The 23,585-nt window shown below is 51.0% G+C and carries 22 protein-coding genes; 14 read left to right on the top strand and 8 right to left on the bottom strand.

Translation table 11 applies throughout. The features are described 5' to 3' along the window. Nucleotides 1-16 precede the first annotated feature (16 nt). Nucleotides 17-1,417 carry an ammonia-forming nitrite reductase cytochrome c552 subunit gene (gene nrfA / locus ACFOE0_RS04625; RefSeq protein WP_248935252.1) on the bottom strand — a complete coding sequence of 467 codons (1,401 nt, stop codon included), beginning with the start codon at nucleotides 1,415-1,417 and terminating at the stop codon, nucleotides 17-19. 245 nt (nucleotides 1,418-1,662) lie between these two features. On the opposite strand from nrfA, the gene narQ reads away from it, so the two are divergent. Both narQ and ACFOE0_RS04615 read left to right on the top strand, forming a co-directional pair. Beyond that, nucleotides 1,663-3,369 carry a nitrate/nitrite two-component system sensor histidine kinase NarQ gene (gene narQ / locus ACFOE0_RS04620; protein WP_248935253.1) on the top strand — a complete coding sequence of 569 codons (1,707 nt, stop codon included), beginning with the start codon at nucleotides 1,663-1,665 and terminating at the stop codon, nucleotides 3,367-3,369. Beyond that, nucleotides 3,362-3,991 (top strand): response regulator, encoded by a 630-nt coding sequence (locus ACFOE0_RS04615; protein ID WP_115136020.1) that lies wholly within the window; start codon nucleotides 3,362-3,364, stop codon nucleotides 3,989-3,991. The genes narQ and ACFOE0_RS04615 overlap by 8 nt, the downstream gene beginning before the upstream one ends. Nucleotides 3,992-4,100: 109 nt before the next feature. On the opposite strand, the gene ACFOE0_RS04610 is transcribed toward ACFOE0_RS04615, so the two are convergent. After that, nucleotides 4,101-4,469 carry a YacL family protein gene (locus ACFOE0_RS04610; RefSeq protein WP_248935254.1) on the bottom strand — a complete coding sequence of 123 codons (369 nt, stop codon included), beginning with the start codon at nucleotides 4,467-4,469 and terminating at the stop codon, nucleotides 4,101-4,103. Nucleotides 4,470-4,621: 152 nt separating this feature from the next. Here ACFOE0_RS04610 and ACFOE0_RS04605 point away from each other — a divergent pair, with 152 nt between their 5' ends. Continuing rightward, nucleotides 4,622-5,593, top strand: a complete 972-nt coding sequence (locus ACFOE0_RS04605) for a zinc transporter ZntB (protein WP_248935255.1) — start codon at nucleotides 4,622-4,624, stop codon at nucleotides 5,591-5,593. A gap of 43 nt (nucleotides 5,594-5,636) precedes the next feature. Here ACFOE0_RS04605 and fkpA read toward each other — a convergent pair whose 3' ends face one another. Then, nucleotides 5,637-6,416, bottom strand: coding sequence for an FKBP-type peptidyl-prolyl cis-trans isomerase (gene fkpA, locus ACFOE0_RS04600; RefSeq protein WP_248935256.1), 780 nt, complete (start codon nucleotides 6,414-6,416; stop codon nucleotides 5,637-5,639). Nucleotides 6,417-6,652: 236 nt separating this feature from the next. On the opposite strand from fkpA, the gene ACFOE0_RS04595 reads away from it, so the two are divergent. The 6 genes from ACFOE0_RS04595 (at nucleotide 6,653) to ACFOE0_RS04570 (ending at nucleotide 12,928) form a co-directional block, all read left to right on the top strand. Beyond that, nucleotides 6,653-7,618, top strand: a complete 966-nt coding sequence (locus ACFOE0_RS04595) for a WD40 repeat domain-containing protein (RefSeq protein WP_248935257.1) — start codon at nucleotides 6,653-6,655, stop codon at nucleotides 7,616-7,618. 3 nt (nucleotides 7,619-7,621) lie between these two features. Beyond that, nucleotides 7,622-7,837: a SlyX family protein gene (locus tag ACFOE0_RS04590; protein WP_115136024.1), complete on the top strand. Its 216-nt coding sequence runs from the start codon at nucleotides 7,622-7,624 to the stop codon at nucleotides 7,835-7,837. 14 nt (nucleotides 7,838-7,851) lie between these two features. Continuing rightward, complete coding sequence (gene def, locus ACFOE0_RS04585; protein ID WP_248935258.1) at nucleotides 7,852-8,340, top strand: peptide deformylase; 489 nt, start codon at nucleotides 7,852-7,854, stop codon at nucleotides 8,338-8,340. After that, complete coding sequence (locus ACFOE0_RS04580) at nucleotides 8,337-9,710, top strand: COG3014 family protein (protein WP_248935259.1); 1,374 nt, start codon at nucleotides 8,337-8,339, stop codon at nucleotides 9,708-9,710. The genes def and ACFOE0_RS04580 overlap by 4 nt, the downstream gene beginning before the upstream one ends. A 34-nt stretch (nucleotides 9,711-9,744) precedes the next feature. Then, complete coding sequence (gene lpoB, locus ACFOE0_RS04575) at nucleotides 9,745-10,338, top strand: penicillin-binding protein activator LpoB (RefSeq protein WP_248935260.1); 594 nt, start codon at nucleotides 9,745-9,747, stop codon at nucleotides 10,336-10,338. A 73-nt stretch (nucleotides 10,339-10,411) separates the two neighbouring features. After that, entirely contained in the window at nucleotides 10,412-12,928 is a 2,517-nt protein-coding gene (locus ACFOE0_RS04570; RefSeq protein WP_248935261.1) for a M1 family aminopeptidase, read from the top strand. A 5-nt stretch (nucleotides 12,929-12,933) separates the two neighbouring features. On the opposite strand, the gene ACFOE0_RS04565 is transcribed toward ACFOE0_RS04570, so the two are convergent. Further along, nucleotides 12,934-13,245 (bottom strand): hypothetical protein, encoded by a 312-nt coding sequence (locus ACFOE0_RS04565; RefSeq protein WP_115136029.1) that lies wholly within the window; start codon nucleotides 13,243-13,245, stop codon nucleotides 12,934-12,936. A 236-nt stretch (nucleotides 13,246-13,481) separates the two neighbouring features. Between ACFOE0_RS04565 and ACFOE0_RS04560 the strand changes: the two genes are divergently transcribed. The 4 genes from ACFOE0_RS04560 (at nucleotide 13,482) to ACFOE0_RS04545 (ending at nucleotide 18,185) form a co-directional block, all read left to right on the top strand. Continuing rightward, a complete protein-coding gene (locus ACFOE0_RS04560; RefSeq protein WP_248935262.1) occupies nucleotides 13,482-14,837 on the top strand; it encodes a permease in 1,356 nt (451 codons plus the stop codon). Nucleotides 14,838-14,929: 92 nt separating this feature from the next. Further along, nucleotides 14,930-15,286, top strand: a complete 357-nt coding sequence (locus ACFOE0_RS04555) for a DUF6404 family protein (RefSeq protein ID WP_248935263.1) — start codon at nucleotides 14,930-14,932, stop codon at nucleotides 15,284-15,286. A gap of 138 nt (nucleotides 15,287-15,424) precedes the next feature. Next, nucleotides 15,425-16,699, top strand: a complete 1,275-nt coding sequence (locus ACFOE0_RS04550; protein ID WP_283106378.1) for an Nramp family divalent metal transporter — start codon at nucleotides 15,425-15,427, stop codon at nucleotides 16,697-16,699. A 190-nt stretch (nucleotides 16,700-16,889) separates the two neighbouring features. Further along, the gene (locus tag ACFOE0_RS04545; RefSeq protein WP_115136032.1) at nucleotides 16,890-18,185 is read left to right on the top strand and encodes a DEAD/DEAH box helicase; all 1,296 of its coding nucleotides are present in this window, start codon (nucleotides 16,890-16,892) and stop codon (nucleotides 18,183-18,185) included. Nucleotides 18,186-18,231: 46 nt separating this feature from the next. On the opposite strand, the gene ACFOE0_RS04540 is transcribed toward ACFOE0_RS04545, so the two are convergent. From ACFOE0_RS04540 to ACFOE0_RS04530, 3 genes are all read right to left on the bottom strand, one after another. Further along, the gene (locus tag ACFOE0_RS04540; protein ID WP_248935264.1) at nucleotides 18,232-18,408 is read right to left on the bottom strand and encodes a hypothetical protein; all 177 of its coding nucleotides are present in this window, start codon (nucleotides 18,406-18,408) and stop codon (nucleotides 18,232-18,234) included. A 274-nt stretch (nucleotides 18,409-18,682) separates the two neighbouring features. Beyond that, the gene (locus ACFOE0_RS04535) at nucleotides 18,683-19,306 is read right to left on the bottom strand and encodes a DUF2913 family protein (protein WP_248935265.1); all 624 of its coding nucleotides are present in this window, start codon (nucleotides 19,304-19,306) and stop codon (nucleotides 18,683-18,685) included. 83 nt (nucleotides 19,307-19,389) lie between these two features. Beyond that, a complete protein-coding gene (locus tag ACFOE0_RS04530; RefSeq protein WP_380711473.1) occupies nucleotides 19,390-20,037 on the bottom strand; it encodes a peroxiredoxin-like family protein in 648 nt (215 codons plus the stop codon). Nucleotides 20,038-20,236: 199 nt separating this feature from the next. Here ACFOE0_RS04530 and ACFOE0_RS04525 point away from each other — a divergent pair, with 199 nt between their 5' ends. Continuing rightward, complete coding sequence (locus ACFOE0_RS04525) at nucleotides 20,237-21,715, top strand: carboxypeptidase M32 (RefSeq protein ID WP_248935266.1); 1,479 nt, start codon at nucleotides 20,237-20,239, stop codon at nucleotides 21,713-21,715. A 63-nt stretch (nucleotides 21,716-21,778) separates the two neighbouring features. On the opposite strand, the gene ACFOE0_RS04520 is transcribed toward ACFOE0_RS04525, so the two are convergent. Next, nucleotides 21,779-23,560 carry a flotillin family protein gene (locus ACFOE0_RS04520; protein WP_248935267.1) on the bottom strand — a complete coding sequence of 594 codons (1,782 nt, stop codon included), beginning with the start codon at nucleotides 23,558-23,560 and terminating at the stop codon, nucleotides 21,779-21,781. Between the last annotated feature and the right edge of the window lie 25 nt (nucleotides 23,561-23,585).

Below are 23,585 nucleotides of genomic sequence, written 5' to 3'. Positions count from 1 at the left end.
TAACTCACAAACTTAATCAGTAAGTTGCTTCACGCTTCTTGGCTTCTTCATCCCACTTAGGTGTAATTTCCTTCAGGAACTTCTGCTTGTCTGCGTTCATCTTGTCCATATCCATACCCAGAACTTCCTGAGCCTTGGCCTTGGTAGAGATGTCAGGTACAGCTACCGGACCAGTCACACCATGCTTGGCCAGTACATGAGCCAGTTTCACACGGGCATCGGCAGACTTGTCTACAGAAGTACCCAGAATACGCAGAGCTTCTTCAGGAGCGTGAGCAGCAACACCATGGGAGGCAATTGCATAGTCCCAGCGCCATTGAGCGTGACGGATATCCTTCAGGATTGGCGCCATTTCAGCTTCAGTTGCACCCACTTCCCACGCCTTGGCGGCTTCAAAGTGAGCTTTAACCAGCTGTTGTTCAGCAGTCAGCTGCAGAGACTTAACCTTCTTCTGACGCTCTTTGGTTATATCCATGATGAACTCTTTATCCTGGGTATGACAGCTGCCACAGGTTTCATCAAAGCGATCAAATGGGTTACCCACTTTGTGGTCGGTAAACTTACGGCCCTTCTCATTGGTCACACGTGGCATGTGGCAATCAGTACAGCTGACATTGTTCTTACCGTGTACACCCTGCATCCAGGTTTCATAACCAGGGTGCTGAGCTTTCAGCATAGGCGCCTTGGACAGAGCATGAGTCCAGTCAGCAAAGTCCAGTGCATCATAGTAGGCTTCCATATCTTCTACGGTAACGCCTTTATCCCACGGGAACTTCACCCAACCTTTACGGCCTTCGCCTTTCTCGAAGTAGTACTCTACGTGACACTGGGCACATACCATGGACTGCTTGTCCTTACGAGACGCCTTGTCGAATGGCATATCAATGGCTTCGAGTGCGCGCTCAGCAAATGGACGGGAGATACGCAGCTTTGGCGAACCTTTAACGTGACAGTCACTACAACCGATGGAGTTAACCACTTCAGCACCACCGCTGCCCAACTTACCAGCGAAATAACCGGCTTCACCCTTGTCTTCCATCAGACGAGGTACGTCAGGGCTCTTACAGCTCCAGCAGGCCATAGGCATAGGGCCATCGGTATCAGTCATTGGCGCGCCGGTGCGCAGAGTATTACGCACGTCTGTAACTGCATAGATGTGACCACGGGCTTTGTTGTAGTCTTTGGCAAAGCCGTAACCGGCCCACAGGATCACCAGGTTTGGATCCTCAGCCAGCGCATCGACAACTTCTTTGCTTTCACTGGTATCATGCCAGGTGGCATATTGATCTTTAAATCTGTCTTTGTAGACTTCGTTGCGCGGCTCAGTTTTATCACTGGCCATGGCGCCTGCCGCCATAAAGCTGGCAGCAATCAGGGCACTTAATGCAAAGGTTTTTCCTGTCGCTGTTCTCATCACTCTCTTCTCCATCTCAGTGCAGGTTATTCGGTGCAACCCGCTTTCTCTGGAGTTAAAGTTAGAGATGGTACAGAGACAAGAACATACCCCCTTATGGGTATCCGCAATAAAGTTTGCGTCAGATCAACATCTACGTAAGATTTAGATCACATTTTCAACTTTTTCACATTTAGACGTAAGCACTTACTAATTCAGAAAATGTTAAATTGCACGGTATTTCCCGTGTGAAATCACAGAGAAAAGCGATGAAACAAACCAGTTTGACCTCGACCATTTTGGGCGTGATGTTGGTACTGATTTTACTGTCCAGCGGACTTGCCAGCTTCGCGCTGGGCAATCTGGTCTATAGCCTTGGAGATAGTCGTGCGATTAATGCCTCAGGCTCTTTACGGATGCAAAGCTATCGTCTGATGTTCTACGCCAATTCAGGCAGTAAAGAGGCGGATAAGAAGATTCAACAATTTGAGGACACGCTCTACTCAGACGATCTTAAGCACGCCATCTCCTGGGCTGCTCCGGCAGCGCTGGGCGCCCAGTACAGCCTGGTGGTGGACAAGTGGCAAACCATGAAACAGTTTATCCAGCAGGAAAACTCCCGCAGCTATGCCGCCTCGCTGAAGGACTTTGTCGACACCATAGATCTGCTGGTACTGGAGATGGAGCACCATGCCGAATTCAAACTTAAAGTGCTGGCCATCAGCCAACTTATCGGACTCGGCGTCATGCTGCTTATCGCTTTCGTCGCGGTGCGCTATACCCGTAAGCGTGTCGTACAACCACTGCAGCAGATGATGATGTCAGCTGAAACTATTTCAAAGGGCCAGTTCGAGCTGGAAATGCCCAGGACCAATTACATAGAGCTCACCGCCCTGAGCGATGCGCTGCAAAGTACGGCCAGAGAACTGTCAGCGCTGTATCGCAATCTGGAGTCTCAGGTTGAAGACAAAACCCGCGAGTTGAGTCAGGCTCACCTTGAACTGACCCTGATGTACGACAGCCTGTTGATGCTGCATACCCGCCCACTGGACAGGCAGCTGCTGTCAGAACTGATGCAAAAACTGAGGGAGACCCAGCAATTTGATGCTGTTCGTCTGCTGCTTATCGATGAAGATGATTCAGAAGAGATCAGCGATGACAACGGCTGGCCCAGGGTATCGGCACCAAGCGCCCGCTTCGCGGTCAGGTATGACAATACTGAGCTGGGCTTCCTGGATATTAACACTACACATACGCCCAATCAGCCGCTGCTTATCAACTACGCCATGATGCTGGCACGATCCATTGTTATCCATAACAGTGGCGAGCAGAGACAGCAACTGGCCCTGATGGAGGAGCGAGGCATCATAGCCCGGGAGCTTCACGACTCTCTGGGTCAGCTGCTCTCTTTCCTCAAAATCCAGATAAGTCTGTTGAAAAAGTCACTCAACAAAGAGTGCCGCAGTGAAATCGTTGATGCCCAGATGAGTGAAATTAATGAGGGTATTAATACGGCTTACGCCCAGCTCAGAGAGCTGTTGGCTACCTTCCGCCTGACTACCAAGGAGCCTAATCTGAAAAGAGCCATGGAGGCGATGCTGGACCAGCTGCGCAGCCAGACGGAGATTGGCATCACTCTGGACTACAAGTTGCCGGGCACCCAATTGGGCGCCAATCAGCATATCCACATCCTGCAACTCACCAGAGAGGCCACTCTTAACGCCATTAAACACGCCAACGCCACTCAGATAGCAATAGTGTGTGAACCGGGTGATGATGGCCTGTTATATATCCATATTAGCGATAATGGCATAGGACTAGCCCATATTAGGGAGAGGGATCAACACTTTGGTATAGGTATCATGCATGAGCGTGCGAGCAAGCTAAGCGGTGTGGTAGAATTCACCGGCAATGCTGAAGGCGGAACCACCGTCAGCCTCAGTTTTCCACCCCAGGAGACCTCGCAATATGAGTAAACCATATTCCGTATTGGTCGTTGACGACCACCCGCTGCTGAGACGCGGCATTTGTCAATTGATAGCCTCTGATGAGGATTTTACCCTTTTCGGTGAAGCCGGAACCGGTTTGGATGCCTTGGCTGCGGTGGCAAATGAAGAGCCGGATATCGTACTGCTCGACTTAAATATGAAAGGTATGTCAGGTCTGGATACTCTGACGGCACTGCGTCAGGAGAGCGTCACTGCAAGGGTGGTAATCCTGACAGTTTCAGATGCAAAACAAGATGTTATCAGACTAATGAAAGCTGGAGCCGATGGCTACCTGCTGAAAGATACTGAGCCGGATTTGCTGCTTGAGCAACTTAAGCAGGCCATGCAGGGGCACAGAGTTATCAGTGATGAAGTGGCTGAGTTTCTGTACGACCTTAAAGCCAGCCAGGAAGAAAGCAGCTGGATAGATGCCCTCACCCCAAGGGAACTGCAAATTCTGCAGCACCTAGCCGAAGGCTTAAGCAACAGGGCTATCTCCGAAGAGCTGCACATCAGTGAAGGCACAGTAAAAGTGCACGTGAAAAACCTGCTGAGAAAAGCCAATGCCAAATCCAGAACTGAGATGGCAGTGCGCTATCTGAACCAATAATTCAGCCCTATCTAATAATTAAGCACTAAGACTTAAGAATTATATTCCTTTTGGGATCAAAAAAGGCAGCTGAAGCTGCCTTATTGAGGATATCTCTTTTGGGTGTAATTTAACTCCCCAGAAACTCCCGCCAACTTTCCAATACCAGCTGTAAATCTTCCAGCCCACAATTGGCTATCGACTCTGCATCATAAAGATTCATAAACTCCTGCAGGTCATGCTCCTCTTCAAACCCCAGCACATTGGCAGCCACCACGGCCTGTTCCTTGTCCATTTCCAGCGTCAGATCGCGCCCGACCAGCTGATAATGTTCCAACTCACCGGCCTGTAGTTGGGCAATAGCCTGCAATACAGCACTCAGCTTTGCCTCATCTTCACCCAACTCTTCAGACAACCATCGACCCAGAGCCTCATGATCCATACTGAATAGTGCCAAAACCGAACCATCAAGCGAGTTACGACGAAATTCGTAATCCATTGGGAAACTCATTTTTCTCCAGTCTTACCTTGGCTCGATTTTACCCCAAAGCCCCCGTCCTGCCTACGTTATGAAGTATCTATAATCTTCTGGCGGGCACGTGTATCAGGAGTTAATCTAACGAAATCTGCCGACGAAATAGTGAGTTATCCATGTCCAAGAGCTTCGTTATCAGTCTACTGATTAATCCCCAAACCGGGGCCGTTAATGAAGTGTCTCAGGATGAGATACAAAACTGGCATCCCGAGCAGGGGATCCTCTGGTTGCATATGAACTACCGTAACCCGGCGGCAAGGGACTGGCTGGCGCAGGCTGGGTTACCAGCCACAGATACCCAGACGCTCCTCGACCATGACACCCGCCCCAGAGTAGAAGCATCAGCCGAGCGGATCCTTATGACGTTAAGAGGCATAAACCTTAACCCTGACAGCGCCCCGGAAGATATGGTGGCCGTGCGGCTCTACGCAGACAAACAGCGCATCATCACCTCCAGCGACCGCAAAGTGAAATCCATTGGCGAGCTGGCGGAACAGCTGCTGAAGGGAAACGGCCCAACCAGCCCAGGGACTTTTATATTGGAGCTGTGTCACCGGCTGACCCTGCGTAAGGTGAATCAGATAATGGATATGGAGGACAAACTGGCCGACCTTGAAGAGCAGGCCCTGCAGCAGTCTGACCATAATCTGAGGTTGAATCTTGGAGAACTCAGACGCCAGGTGATTGCTGTCCGTCGCTATCTTGCGCCGCAAAAAGAGGCTTTTTTCAGTGTGATCAGTACCGCCAGCCTGATGAGCCCAGAGGAGAGATCCCGTATGCGGGAGATCTACAACACCCTGCTCAGAGTCATAGAGGATTTGGATGCAATTCGTGACCGCGCACTGGTCACTCAGGAAGAGTTGTCAAATCAATTAACTGAGCAGCTGAATAAGCGGCTGTACTTTCTATCTCTGGTCACAGCCATATTCCTGCCGCTGGGATTCCTCACTGGCCTGTTGGGCGTCAACATAGGCGGTATCCCCGGCACCAGCGACCCCAAAGCTTTTACCTACTTCTCTATTGGTCTGGGTGTGCTGATAGTCATACAGATATTTGTGCTTTATCGCTTTCACTGGCTCAAAAAATAAAGGCGCCATCGGCGCCCTTATCTACACAATTCAGTAATCTGAATTACTGAGCAGCTTCAGCTGGCTGGTCAATACCCAACAGCTCTACTTCAAATACCAGAGTAGAGTTGGCTGGAATAGTGCCGGTATCACGCTCACCATAGGCCAGCTCAGATGGGATAACAAACTTGTACTTGGAACCCACTGGCATCAGCTGTACACCCTCGGTCCAACCCGGGATAACACGGTTCAGCGGGAACTTGATTGACTCACCACGCTTGTAAGAAGAGTCGAACTCAGTGCCATCGATCAGGGTACCGCGATAGTTCACTTCCACAGTGTCGGTCGCCGCTGGCTTGTCACCGGTACCTGCAGTGATCACTTCATACTGCAGACCTGAGTCTGTAGTAGTAACACCTTCTTTCTTGGCATTCTCTTCGAGGAACTTCTTACCCTCTTCCAATGTCTTGGTTGCCAACTCCTGAGCCTGAGCAACACGCTTGTCATTCAGCTTCTTGTCCAGCCCCTGCAGAACAGTTTGCATATCTTCTTCAGACAGCTGCATCTTGTTATCCAGGCCATCGGTAAAGCCCTCAATAATCAGCGCGCGGTCAACCGGCATACCCAGTTTTTCCTGCTCAGCGATCTGGCTTTGCATGTAAGCACCGAAAGAAGCACCAATGCTGTATGACTCTTTCTGTTCCGGGGTTGTCAGCGTAGTTGTTGCAGCGGCTTGCTCAGTCTGAGCAGTCTGTGCAGGAGCGTCTTTTGCTTGTTCTTGATTACATCCAGCCAGACCAGCAACTGCCAGTGCTACCAGTGAAAATTTGTATATTGCTTTCATCAATACTTCCTCAGCATCCATTTGCCGTTAAACTAATCAATATATCGATGTCGTGTTACTTCAAAATGGTCTCATTTATGATCTTATTTGAGCCACAACAACATTTTGAGGTAACGCGAGAATTTGCCACTTTACCCCAGTTAACACAGAGATACCAATGACAATCTGTTCATTCGTTGGTAAGGGTAAGGTGAGTTAACAGACACTCCTGTCAGGGAAAAGTTCGGAGTTTGTCCATGCAAAAGTTAGTTTTACTCCTGCTGTCGTTCAATTTATTGCAGGCGTGTCAGCCAAAACCAGAGGAAGTGGTGGAGCTGACCCAGGAGCCTTTGTACGCAGCCAGTCTCACCCGTAACGCCGACGGCGTGCTCCTGAGTATGGCCACCTCAGGCCTGGTTTACTGGGACATCACCAGCCAAAGTCCCAAGTATCAGTGGCGCCATGGTGATGACAGCAGCAATATTATTGCCACCTCTGTGTCTGCAAACAGTCAGTTTGCCGTGTCGTTAAGCCGGGATTCAGTCGCGCTGTGGAGTATTGCGGACGGGCAATCCCGGGGTTGGTGGTCACTGCCGGCTTCAGGGCAAAGTGTGGCGGTTGCCGACAATGGTGCCCTGCTGGTCGGGCTGACCGATGGCAGTGTACTGTCGTTGGCCGCCAATCAGGACAAGCTGATTAAATACCTGGGCCATACAGAAAAGGTTAACAGCGTGGCAATTTCGGCTAATGGCAGTCTGGCACTGAGTGGTGGCAACGATGATATGGTGCACCTCTGGAATCCTTCCAGCGGGCAACCGGAGCAGAGTTGGCAACTGAACTCAAGAGTCGTTAAGGTAGCGCTCAGTGATGATGGCTTGCTGGCATTTGCCAGTGACAGCACCAATGATGCCAGGATCTGGGATGCCGTCGACGGTGAACTAAAAAGCAAACTCAACATCAAAGTAAGACAAAAGACCTTCAGCGACGCCAGATTTGTTAAAGCCAACAGAGCCTTGCTGACAGGAACACCAGCCCGGGAAGTGATACTTTGGCGAACTGACAGTGGCAAAAAACTGGGCAATTGGCAGGTGGCCGTCACAAAGAAAGGGCAAATCAACAGTGCCGTTGTATACTCTGTCGCGATTAAAGGTATCAACCAGGTCGTCAGTGTCAGCAGCAATGGGCTGCTGGAAGCCTGGGACATGACATCCACAACGAGGTAACGGATGAACGACGCATTGCAAACCCAGCTTGATGAGCTGGAAACCCGTATCGCTTTTCAGGACGGGACGATTGAAGAGCTGAATATGGAATTGATCAAACTCAATGATCTGGTCGCCCGTCAGCAATATCAAATGCAATTGATAGTCGACAAGCTGCGCGCGATTGAGCCCAGCAATATGGCCAGCCAATCGGAAGAGACACCACCACCTCACTACTGATTTCAGGGAGAGTCATGGCATTGCAACCCATTGCAACAACCGGAGATGAGATTCTTGGCCAGCAGGCCGTAGCGGTAACTGTGTTTGACAGGCAATTGCATAGCCTGGCTGATGACATGATGGACACTATGCTGGCAGCCAATGGTGTGGGTATTGCTGCTCCCCAGATTCACTATCCTCTGGCCATGTTTATTATGGCCTCCCGCCCCAACGACAGATATCCGGAGGCACCTTTAATGGAGCCACTGGTGCTGGTTAACCCGGAGCTTATTGGCGCATCGGTCGAGCTTGAAAGCGGTGAAGAAGGTTGTTTGTCAGTGCCCGGCAAGAGAGTCAACATTCTCAGGCATACCTGGGTGGACGCGCGTTATCAGGATCTTCAGGGGCAATGGCATCGCAGTAAGTTTGAGGGATTTGCCGCCAGAATCTTTCAGCATGAACTCGATCACCTTAAGGGCATTACTCTGCTGGAGCGGGCCAATGAGCCTGAACTGCAGGCATGAAGTGGACTGCCATCAAGCACCTTTGCCTGGGGCTGTTAACCCTGACTATGCTGGCTGGCTGTGCCGGCAGCAGCCTGTTTGTGAGTTATCCCAGTCAAATGGCACCAGTGCGCCAGGCACTCAATTCCCAAAACCCAAAAGCTGTTCTGCCTGAGCTTCAGGAGGCCATTGATGGTCAGGATGGTTTGCTTTATGCCCAGGAGGCGGGGCGGGTCGCCCAGATAAGCGGCGACTTTAAGGCCAGCGAAAACTACTACCAACGCGCCATTGCTGACTATCAGAACTTCGATGACAAAGCTGTTATCAGTGCCTCAGAACTGGGCGCAACCGCCAGCAGCATACTGCTCAACGACAATGCTATTCCCTATGAAGGCCCTGCTTTCGAGCGCATCATGCTGCATCAATATCAGGCGATGAACTATCTGTTTACCGGTGATTTTGAAGGCGCACTGGTGGAAGTCAGGCGGGCCAATGAACTGCAGGCACTGGAGCAGAAAAAGTATGACTCTGAATCTGTGGTCCGGGATATCAACAACGGTCAGGTATCCGCGGAAATGCGCAGACTGGACGGCATGGCAGGAGGGGTGGAAAACTCATTTCTTAATGCCTACAGCTATTATGTGACCGGACTTTTATATGAACTCCTTGGTCAACCCAATGATGCCTTCATCGACTATCGCAAGGCTGAGCGCCTGGCACCGGGTAATCCCTATCTGCAGCGGGATCTGGTTCGGCTGGCCAAACAGCTGCAGATGCCCCAATACCAGGACTTCAAAAAGCGCTGGGGGGAAGCAAAACCGATACCCGCGTCAGACGGGCAACTAATCGTACTGATTGAGCGAGGTCTGGTGCCGGGTAAAGAGAGCTTTACCGTGCCATTTACCATTGATGGTTATTGGCAGAGGGTCACCCTGCCCACCTATGCAGGGCGTGGCGCTCCAGTACGGGCGGCTTCCATCTCGGGCACAGGCAAGCGTATCAAGGCAGCGCCTTTGGCCAATATAGATGCCATGGCTATCAGCGCCCTCAAAGAACAAATGCCAGGTATTGTGCTGAGGCAAGCCGCCAGAGTGGCAACAAAGGCAGAGATGAATCAGAGAGCCGGAGGCAGTAACAACCAGCGTCAGGATGACTTTGCCGGCGTCGCCATGCAACTGTTCAACCTCATCTCCGAGCAAGCCGACAGACGCAGCTGGCTGACCCTGCCACAACAGGCACAAATTGCACGGGAGTCGCTGGCTCCGGGGCAGTACCCACTGAAGTTGGACGCCAGTCACACCTACCAGGTCGATATCCAAAAGGGAAAAACCACCCTGGTTTGGGCAATCGATACTGGCAATGTGATCCGCTTTTATTCAATAATCATCTGAAATCATCTGATTTTACGAACCACAGGACTGAAGAATGAAACATGCAAAACTGATATTGGTACTGGCAGCAGTGGTCGGACTTTCCGCCTGTCAGTCCCGGGTAGAATATGGTGATGCCACCGCTGTTGAAACCGTTAATGAGAATTTTGGCTCCAGCGATCTGCAGGCCATCACAGCAAAAATGGTCGACAGTATGCTGACCTTCCCGCCTGTGGTTGCCCTGACCGCCAATGAGCGTCCGGTTATTTTTGTAGACAGAATTAAAAACAAAACCTCTGAGCACATTGATACTGAGTCTGTAACCGACTCCATCAGCAACCAATTGCTGCGCTCAGGTAAATTCCGCTTTATCGATATGACCAAAGTGGATGCCGTTCGCAAGCAGCTGGATTACCAGAACAACTCCGGCATGGTGGACCCCTCCCACGCCATCAAGTTTGGTCGTCAGATTGGTGCCCAGTATATGCTTTACGGAAACCTGTCCAGCATTGTGAAGCAGGATGGCAGCACCAAGGATGTGTACTACAAGATGACGATGCGCCTGATGGATTTGGACACAGGTTTGATTGAGTGGTCTGACGAAAAAGAGATCCGCAAGACTAAATCCAAGTCTTTCCTCGGCCTCTGATAGCGGCTGCCAATCCATCCAACGCAACCATCCTTCGGGATGGTTGCCCTTATTACAAGAATAATAACGAATCATGCTCCGGCTGTTGTTGCTCCCCTGCCTGTTGGCACTCCTGTCACTGACCGCATGTCAGTCGACACAGAAATCCACTCCGACTCTTGATACGCCGGATGCCGCCAGAGCGGCAGCGCTCAGTCGTTCTTCACGTCTGTCTGACGTAAATTATCAGTACCAGCTGACACTGACTTCAGACGGCTTTAATGGCAAAGCCGATATCAGTTTTAGTTTGACAGAAGTGACAGCTCCGCTCTCTATCGATGCTGTGGGTATGCAGCTGAACGGTGTCACCATCAATGGCAGCTATCTTTATCCTGACTATGACGGTAAACAACTGACACTTGCCCCGGCATTGCTGCAAAGTGGCGAAAACCAATTGCAGCTGAGTTTCAGTGGCCACTATCAGGCTGAGGGCAATGGCCTGATCAGCTATATTGATCCACAGGATGGACAGCGATATCTCTATAGTCATTTTGAGCCAGATGGCGCCTCCCATCTGCTGCCCCTGTTTGACCAGCCGGATCTGCCCGCCCGGTTTACCCTTGAGGTTGTGACGCCCTCCCAGTGGCAAGTAATAGGGAACAGCCAGCCTCAAGCCTGTCACAACGGACAAACCGGGCACTGTGTAAAGTTCAGCACTCAGCCAAAGCTGCCATTAAGCCCACATAACATGTCCCTGCACGCTGGCCCATTTGTGCACTGGCAGCGCCAGGGAGAACTGCCGTTAGGGCTATACGCCAGGCAGTCCCAACAGCATCTGGTGCAGTCGGACATCTGGCTTGAGCAAACTCAGAGCAATCTGCAACAGCTTCAGCAAGTGTTGGATACCCCATTCCCATTCGCCAAATATGATCAGTTACTGATGATGCAGGATGACAACAGCCTGTTCACCGAACCACACAGTGGTGCGGCATCAGTGGCCTTTATTCGCAGCAGTGAGCCTGACAACACACTGCTCAGGCAACAGCTGGCACGCCAGTGGTTTGGCAATATGGTCAGCATTGACTGGTGGCACAGCCGTTGGCTCTCTGATGCCATCAGTCTCTATCTGGCAGGTTCTGAAGCCAGCGCTATAGTTGCCAGTCAGGCGAGGGATTTGGCCTATCAGACCGACGAGCTGCAGATGGGAGGTCATGCCGTTGGTGAGCCCGCCCACTATCTGTCGGGGGACCCGATCATCCGTACCAAGGCTGTGGCAGCGCTGAAACAACTTGAGCTGCAAATCGGTAAAGACAAGCTGCTGCAGATAATGAAAGCATTTTTGCAGCAATACCAGGGCAAAGCCGCAGGGGCCGGGGCTTTTATCTCTATTGCACAGGCAACAGCAGGGGTAGACCTGAGCAAATGGAAACAGGATTTTATCGATACCCGAGGCGTGAACCGACTGCAAGCAAGACTAGACTGCCGGGAAGGGGTTGTTGAGACTCTGACTCTGCAGCAATTACCTGATAGTCAGGGTAAGCTGCGCACTCAAAAACTGATGCTCGGCCTGTATCACACAGATCGCAGTGGTGTTCATCTGGACAGACACATACCTGTGTTAATCCAAGGCCAATATACCCTGGTCGATGCAGCCGCTAACCTGGTTTGCCCGGACTTCATCTGGCCCAATGAAGAGGAGCTGGCTTATCTCAGGGTGATCCCGGATGAGCACAGCTTATTTGTATCAGGGATGAAGCTGGGCAGGATACACAACAAACAGACATCTCTTCTGCTGTGGCTTTCCATGTGGCAGTCACTGTTGTCCGGTGAGTTAAGCGCCGAAGATTACCTGGCCAAGGTCTTACTCAACGCTCCTGAGATGACGGATGCTGATACCAGTGAGTTGTTACAACAGCATTTGCTGGCTCTTAAGCAATATATTGCGGCCTCCAACTCAGATAACGCCTGGCTGATTGACGCCATGGCGCAATTGAGTTTACAGCGGGCAATGGAAACCTCTGCATTCCCTGCCCTGCAGCAAACCTGGCTGGATACCTATATTCAACTGGCAAGAAGCCGGGAGGCACTGGACCATCTTCAGCAGTGGCTGGAGCATGTGAAGGGACCTCTGCCGCCGCTGACCGAAGAGCAAAAATTTCGGGCTCTGCTGCAGCTGACCCGCTACGACCATCCGGCAGCCAATAAAGAGATTCAAAAACTCAGAAAACGCCAACAACTGACAGAATTGCAAAGCCTGCAACTGAGAGCTATCAGCCCCAAGGCTTCTGAAAAGCGAGCGTTGCTGGCAAAACTACCTTTGCTCAACGAGGCTGACAGGGAAGCAGTAATGTCGGTTTTATATCCGCCAGAGCAGCAACTGCTCAGCCAGGCCAGTGCCGATCAGAGACTGGCGTTAATTCAGGACAACTCGTTACCACTGGGAATGAGGGAGCAGATGGCAGCTTATCTGCCCTATCGTTCCTGCAATCAGGATTCAACAGATAAGCTGCAACGCCTGAGTAAACAAAGCCCCCAGCGCACTATCGCGGGATTGCTGGAGCGTCAGGCTTTATGGGTTGCCCAATGTATCAGGATTAACCAATCTCTCTAGAAGCATCAGTTTTTTCTATGCTTGATTTTTATGGGGTGAACTTCAGCTTTAGGCTTGTCCACCTCGCCATACCTGTCACCCACCAGCTTCCAGTGGGTGTCAGGGAGTTTGAAAAAATAGAACCTTTGCTTGTTCGCATCGGTGACAAACCCCATGCCGAAACGCGCAACTTCATAGTGAATGTCGTTGACATAATTCGAGTTAAACCTTTGTCTGTCGGTTAACTCGAGAATATCCTGGCGGCTGAGAAACACACCATCATCATAGTGACCCACCCTGTCATAGAGCCACTGGGCAAAGTCCTTCGCACATTTCATTGTCACTCTCCCCTGCCACCGCGCCGGGACGAAACGGTGAGCGTTTGAATAGTGAATGATTGCGCAGAATTTTTATCTTGCCACACCTTGTCTTACAGCAATGTTTATCTGCCAAAGACGGCACAATCTGCTTGAGCCCCGGTTGCCACAGATTTACCATGATACATCCTGATACACCCGGTGACTGCCTTTTTCTTTCCCTCATTGTTTGTCACTGGTTTCTCCAAGGAGGTCCCATGGACCAAACCGTTTTTGATTACCTCTGGCATATTGTCAGTACTTTCAGTGGCATGGTCTGGCAGATATATTGGCCACTGGCGTTCGGATTAATGCTCTCTTCCCTGCTCAGACACCTGTTACCTGTGGATAAGGTCGCACAACATCTGGGGCATACCAGCCCCAAAAGTCTGGCGCTCACTACTTTACTGGGCATGCTCTCCTCCTCCTGTTCTTATGCGGCCGCCTCTCTGTCGAAAACATTGATTGCCAAAAAAGCCAGCCTAAGCAATGCCATGGCCTTTTTGGTGGCCAGTACCAATCTGATCCTGGAAATGTTTATTGTGCTGGTCACCCTGCTGGGGTGGCAGTTTTTATGGGGGGAAATAGCCGGAGGCATCCTGCTGATTATTCTGGTGGCCATTCTGTTTCAGTTCTTCCCCAAAAAACAGGAAACGGCGCTACGCAATAAACTCGAGGTGGAATCCAGCCCTATGCTCATGGCACATCACCATATGGATAGTCAGCCAGACAGTTCAGCAGCGCAAACCCAGGGTTCGACTCAGAAAGAATCGATGGAAATGCAATGCGGTATGGCCGATATGGATCAGGGTGAGCGCAAGGAAATGACTTGTAGCCAACAGGCTGATGCCGAGACCAAGCCAATGCAATGTGGCTCTCATGACACCGCATCGAAAGAGATGACCTGTGGCATGAGCGAGTCCGGCGAGATGCGCTGCGGGATGGCTGCAGGCGCCCCAACCGAAAAAGAATCCTTCTCTGAAAAAATCAGTCGCAGCTCTGGCTACTTTCAAATGGACATCGCCATGATAGGCAAAGAGATACTTATTGGCGTGGTCATCTCCTCCCTGCTGATTGCGCTTATTCCCGCTGATTGGTGGCGGCAACTGTTTATCTCCAGTGGCAATGCAATGCCAGCCATAGTGCACTCCCTGCTGGATGTGGTCATAGGTATTTTCGTGGCCGTGATTGCCTATGTCTGCTCAGTCGGAAATTTGTTGCTGGCCGCCGCACTTTGGCACGGCGGTATCTCATTCGGTGGCGTCATGGGCTTTATTCTGGCGGATGTACTGACCATTCCCATGACCCGGGTTTATCGGAGCTATTATGGTAAACAGCCGGCACACTGGATGGTCGGCTTGCTGTTTATCGGAATTTTGCTGACAGGTATCTTGCTGGATCTGACTCTGGGGCAGATGGATTGGAGCGCGTCCAAAGAGACACTCAGGACTCTGCATCAGTCAGGTTTTGGCTTGAATTTCACCACGGTGATGAACCTGATCTTTATCCCTCTGTCTGTCTGGTATTACCGGCTGGGTAAAAAGACCAATGCAGCATCGGGCATGAGCATGTAACTTCATATCACCAGAGTATCGGCCTGAGGGTGATCCCTCGGGCCACTTGTCTGGTACTTATCATCTGTATCATCCCTGAGTTGGAGCATCCCATGGAGTTACCCAAGCCCTTTATTAAAGCCGAGCAGGAGATGCAGCGCGCCGGTGTCTGGCCCGGTATTCTCTATCCTTTGATGAAACGTCTGGGTGAACCAATCCGGCCATTTCCCTACCGACCTTTTATTCTGAACCTGACCCAGACGGCGCTTTGGGTAACACTGGTATTTGCTCTGGTGATGTACTTTGGTTTCTGGCAACAGAAAGGCATTCCCCTGGCATTGGTGTTTATGGTGGCAGCCCAGGTCGGCATAGTTGCAGGTATTCTGGTGGGGCTCTATGGCGTGTTGCCGGCAAAAAGAAAAAAACTCAGCAGTTGGCAAAGCCTTTGTCAGCAAGACTCACCTGACTAACGACCTGTTGGTAAATAAGGTTATCGGCAAAAGCGTTTACTCCAATCCCGTGAACTCGAGTTAATGATAGTAATTCTCATTTAAATCGGACGTAGACTGTGTGCAATCTTCCTATTGTGACACGACCCCGGATCCCTGATGTCAATGTTAGCCACGCCAACCTCTTCGCTGATTACCCCCGCCCAGGCGACGCCTGCTTTGCAGCGGCAACAGCCGACTGCCAAGCGCAGCAAAATCATGCTGCTGGGCCCGGCATTTATCGCAGCTATTGGCTATATCGACCCGGGTAACTTTGCCACCAATATCGAAGCGGGCTCCAGTTTTGGTTATCGCCTCTTGTGGGTAGTGCTTTGGGCCAACCTGATGGCCATGTTCATTCAATATCTGTCGGCAAAACTGGGCATTGTCACAGGCAAAAACCTGGCGCAGCACCTGGGTGACAGGTTGCCCCGCTGGGCGGTCGTGCCCTACTGGCTGCAGGCAGAGTTGATTGCTATGGCCACAGATTTGGCTGAGTTTATCGGGGCGGCCGTGGGCTTTCAGTTGCTGTTGGGCGTTTCCCTGTTTGAAGGCGCTGTGATAACCGGCTTGCTGACGCTGGGGATATTGCAGCTGCGTCGCTGGGGCCAAAAGCCAATTGAAGCCATCATTGGCGGCTTGCTGCTTTTGGTCGCAGCTATCTATGTGGCTCAGCTCTTGTTAAGCCACCCTGCAGCGTCAGGCATGGCGGCAGGCCTGTTGGTTCCCGGGTTCGACAATGGTCATCAGGTGTACCTGGCAGCAGGCATACTGGGCGCAACAGTCATGCCTCATGTCATCTACCTGCACTCAGCCCTGTTTGAAGGACAACAGGGTCAGTCAATCACGTCCAGGCTGCGCGCCAGCAAGCTGGATGTGTCTCTGGCCATGACAATCGCAGGCTTTGTGAACGTAGGGATTATCGCCATGGCGGCCGCTGTGTTTCACTTCTCCGGTTATCGGGACATTGCCTCCATTGAAAACGCCTATATGACGTTAACGCCCATGCTGGGTAAAGGCGCTGCGCTACTGTTTGGGCTGTCGCTTATCGCCTCAGGCCTGTCCAGCTCAGTAGTAGGGACTTTGGCCGGTGAAGTGGTGATGCAGGGCTTTGTGCGCTTTAGTATTCCCGTGTGGGTCAGGCGTCTGGTGACCATGCTGCCCGCTTTTGTCGTGATAGCCATGGGCATAGACACCACCAAAATTCTGGTGATGAGTCAGGTGGTCCTCAGCTTTGGTATAGCTCTGGCTCTTGTTCCTCTGCTTAAGTTCACCGGCAACAAAGAGCTGATGGGTCGCTTTGCCAACACAAAACTGCTGAAGTGCACTGGTGTTGCCATAGTTCTTCTGGTGGTGGTGCTGAATACTTACCTGCTGTTTACCCTGTTGCAGTAACGACTTTGTTTGATGCTGTGACGGTTTATAATGTCATTATAAATGCTCCGTAAATGTCTGGGTTAAGCGGCAATTGATGGGAAAAGTTACAACTCCTGATGGAGTTTGGTATACTCCGCCGCCGCCCAGCGCCTGATGGCTATCCGGGCAATCGGTTTCGCAACCATTTTTGCAATAATGGGATAAGTAGATGAATTTTGAATCCTTCAGTTTTGCCCCTGAGATCCTGCAAGCAGTATCTGAGTGTGGCTATAAAACCCTGACGCCAATTCAGCGCCAGGCGATCCCTGCCGTGCGCCGGGGTCAGGATGTGCTGGCCAGCGCCCAAACAGGCACAGGTAAAACAGCCGCCTTCTCCCTGCCTATCCTGCAGAAGATGGTTGAACAGCCAAAGCCTTTGGTCACAGGTCAGGTACGTGCGCTCATTCTTACGCCAACCCGTGAGCTGGCTGAGCAGATCGCCAATAACCTGAAAGCTTACAGCAAGTACCTGAAGCTCAATGTACGCCTGATGACAGGTGGCAAGAGCGCCGATGCTCAGGCCCGTAAGCTTAAGCAGGGTACTGACTTCCTGGTGGCAACGCCGGGACGTCTGCTGGAGCAGCTGCAAGCCTGTAACCTGAGTCTGGCCAATATCGATTATCTGGTGATGGATGAAGCTGACCGTATGCTGGATATGGGCTTTATCAAAGATATTCAGCGTGTACTTCAGGTGTGCGCCAAAGATCGTCAGACTCTGATGTTCTCAGCAACCTTCTCAGGTGGTGTGCGTAAACTGGCAGACGAAATCATGCCACGTCATGAAGTGATCACTGCCGATAAGCGCAATACCGCTGCCGCCACGGTAAGTCAGGTGGTGTATCCGGTTGAGCAGCGCCGCAAGCGCGAACTGCTGTCTGAGCTGATTGGCCGCAAGAACTGGCACCAGGTGCTGGTATTCTCCGCAACCCGTGAAGACTGTGAGCAGCTGGCCCGTGAACTCAACCTGGATGGCATTCCAACCGGCGTAATCCACAGTGAAAAGGCTCACGGAAATCGTCGTCGCGCCTTGAAAGAGTTTATGGAAGGTAAGCTCAGAGTACTGGTTTCCACCGAAGTCGCTGCCCGTGGTCTGGACATCCCGGATCTGGAATATGTGGTTAACTACGACCTGCCATTCCTGGCTGAAGACTATGTGCACCGTATTGGCCGTACCGGTCGTGCAGGTAAGTCCGGTGTCGCTATCTCCTTCGTGAGCCGTGAAGAAGAGCGCATGTTGGCAGATATTGAAAAGCTGATCGGTCAGCGTATTAAGCGTATGACAGTACCTGGCTATGAAGTATCGCGCCGTGAGTCTCTGCTTAAGCACCTGCAGCGTCGCCGCTTCAGCAAAACACTGCGTGAAGATGAAGCCGTTGCCCAGATGGCTGCAGAAAAGAACATGTCTGGCCGTCGTGTGAAAGTAAAAGTGGGTTCTTCCGGCATCAAGCCAAAGAAACTCAAGTAACCGACCAAAGTGACCTAATATGAAAAAGCCTCCAACCGGAGGCTTTTTACTTGCTGCAGGCCAGTGACGAATTCTGGTTATCGCATGGAATTCCAACACTGCCCTTCTGACTGATTTGTGGCTCCTCACTCAGGGGGATAAACCGGGAAAACGCAACAACCCCAACCACACTGAGAAACACTATCCCCACCACCATATCAACCAGCGAAAAACCTTTAGCCATCCTTTAGCAACCTTTGCAACAAGCAAAAAACAGGAATCATATTACTGGTACTTCAGCCCAAGTCGAGAAATGGATTGCCAAATCGCAAAATTCAGATGGTAAAACCAACAAAACGCGGCTTTTTGAAGCAGTAAACCGTGAAGCCAACACCTGCAAAGACGCTTTCACTTCAAGATTCACTTATATTTGACCGAAGCAAGTGCAACATACTCGCAACACCTTAATGAACAGAGATAAAAAAACGCAGCCTGAGCTGCGTTTATCATTAGGTCGGTCAGGGGATGAGCAGTGACAGCCCAGGCTGATTGTTACCCGGATATATACGGTAAGCCTTGTGATGCTTAATCAAGGAGGCTTTCTTGTCGCCTACACTCAGCAACAAACCATGCTGCAGCGCTGTTTCTGCCAGCATATTCTCTTCAGCGCGAATATAGAGTGTGATGGGCTTTATCAGCTCACCATCCGCAATGTGGCCCTTAAACTCAGGCTCGGAAATAATCACACTGGGCAGGCCATCATTGTCCAGTTTCAATTTGGCATCTATGGGGGTGTCTGTGATAACCAGAACTTCATCGGCTTTCAGCTGCTCAAGCCAGGCGTTCAGGGCATCACCCAATGGCTTCCCGCCCTGTTCGACGGCGCCATATTGATGCTCAATTCGCTCCAATAACGCCTTAAGCTTAGCGCCGGCACCCTGACTGCGGCCATCACGCACCCAAATAGTCAGTTCATTGGCCAGACACTTGGGATAAGTGCGCTTTTTCAGCGCTTCTGCCATCCAGTTACACATAAAGTGACTTTCCTGTGCAGCAGTGTGCGCCTTGCGAACCAGTGCGGAGTTGGAAAGTGCGCTCAGACCGTCACGGGCCATCGCCAAAATTGCTTGGTTGTAAGTCATAAAAAGGGGCAAAACCCATACAAGTTAGATCTGCCCCGATCTTATACCAACTTCTTTTAATAGTTGATCTGTTTCAGCAGGAGTTAGTTCTTTGGCAGCAACCCGGCTGCTGTCAGAATAAGCTCTGGCGCAGGCCGTACCTTAAAGTTGGGATTAACGTACTGGAAATGCACCAGTCCCTGCTTATCCAGCATATAGACAGCGGGTACAGGCAATACCAAACGTTTGTGACCATCCTGGTTGTTTCTCACCAGTGACTCCAGCGGCATGCGGCTCAGGTATCTGGCCGAGGTTTTCTCATCAGTAAAAAAGGCCAAACCAAAGGCCTGCGCAGCATCCAGATTAGCATCTGACAGCAGCGTATAGTCCAGTTTGTTATCCCTGATGGATGCCTTGAGCTTTTCGGGGCTGTCAGGCGAAATTCCTATCAGTTGGAATCCCATCTCGAGCAACCTGGGCTCAATTGCCTTCAGTTGCCCCATTTGTGCATTGCAGTATGGGCACCAGCCACCCCGGTAGAAAAACAGTATGCTGGGCTTTTGGCTTACCAACGCCTTGAGATCCACCTTGTTGCCATCAATATCCCTCAGCGTCACATCCGGCAGGGTTTCACCATTAAGCAAGGGTGCAACAGAGACAGCATCAGGCGCGATCTCCGCTTTGGCGAGCATAGGCAGGCTCAAACTCAGCAGCAGGGAAGTAAGCAGGCTGGTTATCAGTTTATTTCTCATTTTCAGACTCTTCCTGAATCGCAAACAGTATTGTTCAGGGCAACAGACCTGCGGCGGGCTCGATTGCTTTCATCATAGTCCTGGAGATCTGGTGTTGGCCTGTCAATTTCTCTTTACCGGGTTTCATCATTTGCCCATTCAGCTCACTTCCCTCTGTGCTAGTATCCATCTAATCAGAAACTTACAGGGGACATTGTCGATGTCAGCTCAGTACCGCAAGTTACATGACCACTTCAAGCGCATCAGCCATTTCGAACATTTCAATAATCTGGGAGAGTGGGATCTCTGCACCATGATGCCTGACGGTGGCAGCGAAGGTCGCTCAGAAGCCATGGCAACCCTCTCCAGCCATATCCACGAAATGCGTACTGAGGACTGGCTGAGTGACAGCATCCAACAGGCGATGCAAGAGTCTCTGCCCGCAGCGCAACAAGCCAATCTTGTGGAAATGCAGCGTCAGGTTTCCCAGGCCAGTCTGGTGCCAGCCAAATTAGTCGCCGCCAAGACCAAAGCGGCATTTGCCTGTGAACACGCCTGGCGCGAGCAACGTAAAAACAACGACTGGCAGGGGTTTGCCCCCAACCTAACCGGCGTGATTGAATTGGCCCGGGAAGAGGCGCAGATCCGGGCTGAAGCTCTGGGAATTACTCCCTATGATGCACTGCTGGAAAAGTTTGAACCCGGCATGACCACGGATAAGCTGGAGCAACTGTTCGCGCCCCTGCGCAGTGAGTTGCCCGGGCTCATACAGCAGGTCGTCGACAAGCAGGCCGGTGAACCCAACACCTCACTGACTGGCAAGTTCGACACTGCCGCTCAGGAGGTCTTGAGTCGTAAGGTTATGGCCCTGCTGGACTTCGACTTTAACCAGGGACGTTTGGATGTCAGTTCGCACCCCTTTTCCTGTGGCGTTCCCGGCGATATCCGTATCACTACCCGCTTTGACGAAGATGATTTCAGCTCGTCATTGATGAGCACCATACATGAGACAGGCCACGCCAGATATGAGCAAGGACTGCCAACCGATTGGCAGGGACAACCCGCCGGGATGGCACGCTCGATGGGAATGCACGAGAGTCAGAGTCTGTTTTACGAAATGCAGCTGGCCCGCAGCGAAGGTTTCCTTGGTTTGATCCGCAATGATATCAATCAGGCCTTTGGCAATGACTATTCTCTGGAGCAGCTTAAGCACAGTTTCACCCGGGTCAATCGCGGCCTGATTAGGGTGGACGCCGATGAAGTGACCTACCCCTGTCATATCCTGCTGCGCTTCGATGCCGAAAAAGCCCTGATTGATGGCTCACTGGCCGTGAAAGATCTGCCCGAATTCTGGAATGCCAATATGCAGCAGCTGCTTGGGCTGAGTACTCAGGGCAATGATAAAGATGGCTGCATGCAGGATATTCACTGGACCCTGGGTGAGCTGGGTTATTTCCCTTCCTACACGCTCGGTGCCATGACAGCGGCACAAATTCGCTATGCCATGGAGAAACAGTTAGGCAGCCTGGATAAGTTGATGAGTAACGGCCGCATTAAGGAAATCTTCAACTGGTTGAGTGCCAACATCTGGTGCAAAGGCTCTTTGATGAGCACAGATGAATTGATGACCAGTGCGACAGGAGAGGTCCTCAAAGGTGAGTATTTACTGACTCACCTGAAGCAGAGATATCTTGGTTAAATACCCAAACAAAAAAGCGCAGTCGTATGCAACGGCTGCGCTTTTTAATGGACTCAAGGGAGTTTAGCTCTCGCCTTCCTGCAATATTTTTGAAGACGAAGAGCTTCCTCCATCTACTGGGGTTTCATCCATTTTCTGAATAATCTCCATTGCATCATCAGCCAATGAGTTATTCCCATTCAAGAGGTCACCCAATTGTCCGGACTCTTTGTTGACCAGCCCAAGCTCTCTGAGCATGGCATCGACAACCGGCGCATTGGCTCTATAATTCAAAGCTGCACTGGTAATTTGCTCAGCAATACCACTCTGTGAAGTTTGGTTGTCCCCTCCAGAACTCAGAGTATTCCCTCCCGCACCGTATCCCTGGAGAATTTTGATGCCATCAATATTCTCTAAAGGCTTAACAGCACTTTCAACTATCTCAGGCAACACCTTCAAAATGGCCAGCGACTTTTGCAGCTCGATCTGTTCATCTCTCAGCACGTTCTCAGCTTCATACAATGCCTGCTTACCCGCAGCATCAACCGCATAAATCTTCTCATCAGCCTCAGCCTTAAGCTTTTTGGCATCCGCATCCGCCCTTGCTTCTGTCAAAATTGCTGCCGATCTGTCTTCAGCGGCACGCTTTTCAGCTTCAGCCTGAACGGTTACACCAACCGCTTCCCGTTCTGCTTCTTTACGAGCATCAATTACCTCGATCTCTTTACGGCGGTTTGCTTCTGCAACCTGACGAACTGTGATCACCGATTCTTCTTTTTCGACCTTGAGTTTTTCCGCCTCTGCGGCTTTGGCCCGGGCAGCAGATTCCTCTTCTGACTTGGCGGCTACTGCAATTTGCTTCTCCTGCTCAGCAACTTCGAGGTCTCTGTGTTGCTGAATACGAGCCTGCTCAATTGCCTTACGCTTCTCAATTTCACGCGCTTCAACATCTTTGGTCTTTTCGATCTCAGCTGATTCAATCGCCCTTTCTTTGGCAATTTCAGCTTCCCGTTCTTCCCTCTCTTTCTGCTCTCTTTGCTTAGCAATCTCAGCTTTTTGCTCAGAGCGCTTAAATTCCAGCGCCTGCTGCTGAGCCAATTTGGCTTCTTCTTCGGATTTTTGAATATCCAGAGACTCTTTTTCAGCTTCCAGGTTTCGCATTTCAATTTTGACCCGGTTTTCCTGCTGAATATCGTTTGTCTCTTTACGCTTCTCTTCAATAATCTTCGCCAGTCTGGCTCGGCCTTCTGCATCGAATGCATTGTTTTCGTTGAAGAACTGTAGCTCTGTCTGATCGAATCCCGTCAAAGAAACCGATTCCAACTCCAGCCCGTTCTTTTCCAGATCATTGGCAACATTGTTCTGAACACGCTGAACAAAATCGGCTCTTTGCTCATGCATTTCAGTCATATTCATTTCCGCTGCAACGGCTCTGAGCACATCTACAAACTTGGACTCCATCAGACGCTTTAGCTCTTCTACCCTTATGGTTCGACTCCCCAGAGTCTGCGCAGCCATAGATATCCCCTCTGCATGGGGCGCTACGCGCAAATAGAAGTCAGCCTTAACATCAACCCGCATTCTGTCCTTAGTGATCAAGGCATCTTTCTGAGTCTTCTCTACCTCGATTCTCAGGGTGTTCATGTTCACTGCGATGATTTCATGGAGCACAGGCAATACAATCGCGCCGCCGTCCTTGACCACTTTTTCACCACCGAATCCTGTTCTTACAAACGCCATTTCTTTGGTTGCGCGGCGATATAGCTTGGCGAATATGATGCCAATAACAAACATGGCCAACAGAACCAGACCCGCTATGGTCAACACAAACGTCAACCCTGTTTCCTCCGGTAGAATATTTTCCATTTCTATTTACATCCTTTTTATTAGA

The organism is Shewanella submarina, assembly GCF_042646185.1.
Classification (GTDB): domain Bacteria; phylum Pseudomonadota; class Gammaproteobacteria; order Enterobacterales; family Shewanellaceae; genus Shewanella; species Shewanella corallii.
Note: the sequence above shows the minus strand (reverse complement) of the source record. Positions and strands in the feature narration are given on the sequence as shown.

Bases quoted from the DNA above. Each gene is read 5' to 3' on its own strand.
- ACFOE0_RS04535 (WP_248935265.1), bottom strand. From the start codon at position 19,306: ATGACTTACAACCAAGCAATTTTGGCGATGGCCCGTGACGGTCTGAGC.
- fkpA (WP_248935256.1), bottom strand. From the start codon at position 6,416: ATGAAAGCAATATACAAATTTTCACTGGTAGCACTGGCAGTTGCTGGT.
- ACFOE0_RS04540 (WP_248935264.1), bottom strand. From the start codon at position 18,408: ATGGCTAAAGGTTTTTCGCTGGTTGATATGGTGGTGGGGATAGTGTTT.
- narQ (WP_248935253.1), top strand. From the start codon at position 1,663: ATGAAACAAACCAGTTTGACCTCGACCATTTTGGGCGTGATGTTGGTA.
- ACFOE0_RS04615 (WP_115136020.1), top strand. From the start codon at position 3,362: ATGAGTAAACCATATTCCGTATTGGTCGTTGACGACCACCCGCTGCTG.
- ACFOE0_RS04520 (WP_248935267.1), bottom strand. From the start codon at position 23,560: ATGGAAAATATTCTACCGGAGGAAACAGGGTTGACGTTTGTGTTGACC.
- ACFOE0_RS04605 (WP_248935255.1), top strand. From the start codon at position 4,622: ATGTCCAAGAGCTTCGTTATCAGTCTACTGATTAATCCCCAAACCGGG.
- ACFOE0_RS04590 (WP_115136024.1), top strand. From the start codon at position 7,622: ATGAACGACGCATTGCAAACCCAGCTTGATGAGCTGGAAACCCGTATC.
- ACFOE0_RS04550 (WP_283106378.1), top strand. From the start codon at position 15,425: ATGTCAATGTTAGCCACGCCAACCTCTTCGCTGATTACCCCCGCCCAG.
- lpoB (WP_248935260.1), top strand. From the start codon at position 9,745: ATGAAACATGCAAAACTGATATTGGTACTGGCAGCAGTGGTCGGACTT.
- ACFOE0_RS04595 (WP_248935257.1), top strand. From the start codon at position 6,653: ATGCAAAAGTTAGTTTTACTCCTGCTGTCGTTCAATTTATTGCAGGCG.
- ACFOE0_RS04545 (WP_115136032.1), top strand. From the start codon at position 16,890: ATGAATTTTGAATCCTTCAGTTTTGCCCCTGAGATCCTGCAAGCAGTA.
- ACFOE0_RS04565 (WP_115136029.1), bottom strand. From the start codon at position 13,245: ATGAAATGTGCGAAGGACTTTGCCCAGTGGCTCTATGACAGGGTGGGT.
- ACFOE0_RS04610 (WP_248935254.1), bottom strand. From the start codon at position 4,469: ATGGATTACGAATTTCGTCGTAACTCGCTTGATGGTTCGGTTTTGGCA.
- ACFOE0_RS04560 (WP_248935262.1), top strand. From the start codon at position 13,482: ATGGACCAAACCGTTTTTGATTACCTCTGGCATATTGTCAGTACTTTC.
- ACFOE0_RS04530 (WP_380711473.1), bottom strand. From the start codon at position 20,037: ATGAGAAATAAACTGATAACCAGCCTGCTTACTTCCCTGCTGCTGAGT.
- ACFOE0_RS04525 (WP_248935266.1), top strand. From the start codon at position 20,237: ATGTCAGCTCAGTACCGCAAGTTACATGACCACTTCAAGCGCATCAGC.
- def (WP_248935258.1), top strand. From the start codon at position 7,852: ATGGCATTGCAACCCATTGCAACAACCGGAGATGAGATTCTTGGCCAG.
- ACFOE0_RS04570 (WP_248935261.1), top strand. From the start codon at position 10,412: ATGCTCCGGCTGTTGTTGCTCCCCTGCCTGTTGGCACTCCTGTCACTG.
- ACFOE0_RS04555 (WP_248935263.1), top strand. From the start codon at position 14,930: ATGGAGTTACCCAAGCCCTTTATTAAAGCCGAGCAGGAGATGCAGCGC.
- ACFOE0_RS04580 (WP_248935259.1), top strand. From the start codon at position 8,337: ATGAAGTGGACTGCCATCAAGCACCTTTGCCTGGGGCTGTTAACCCTG.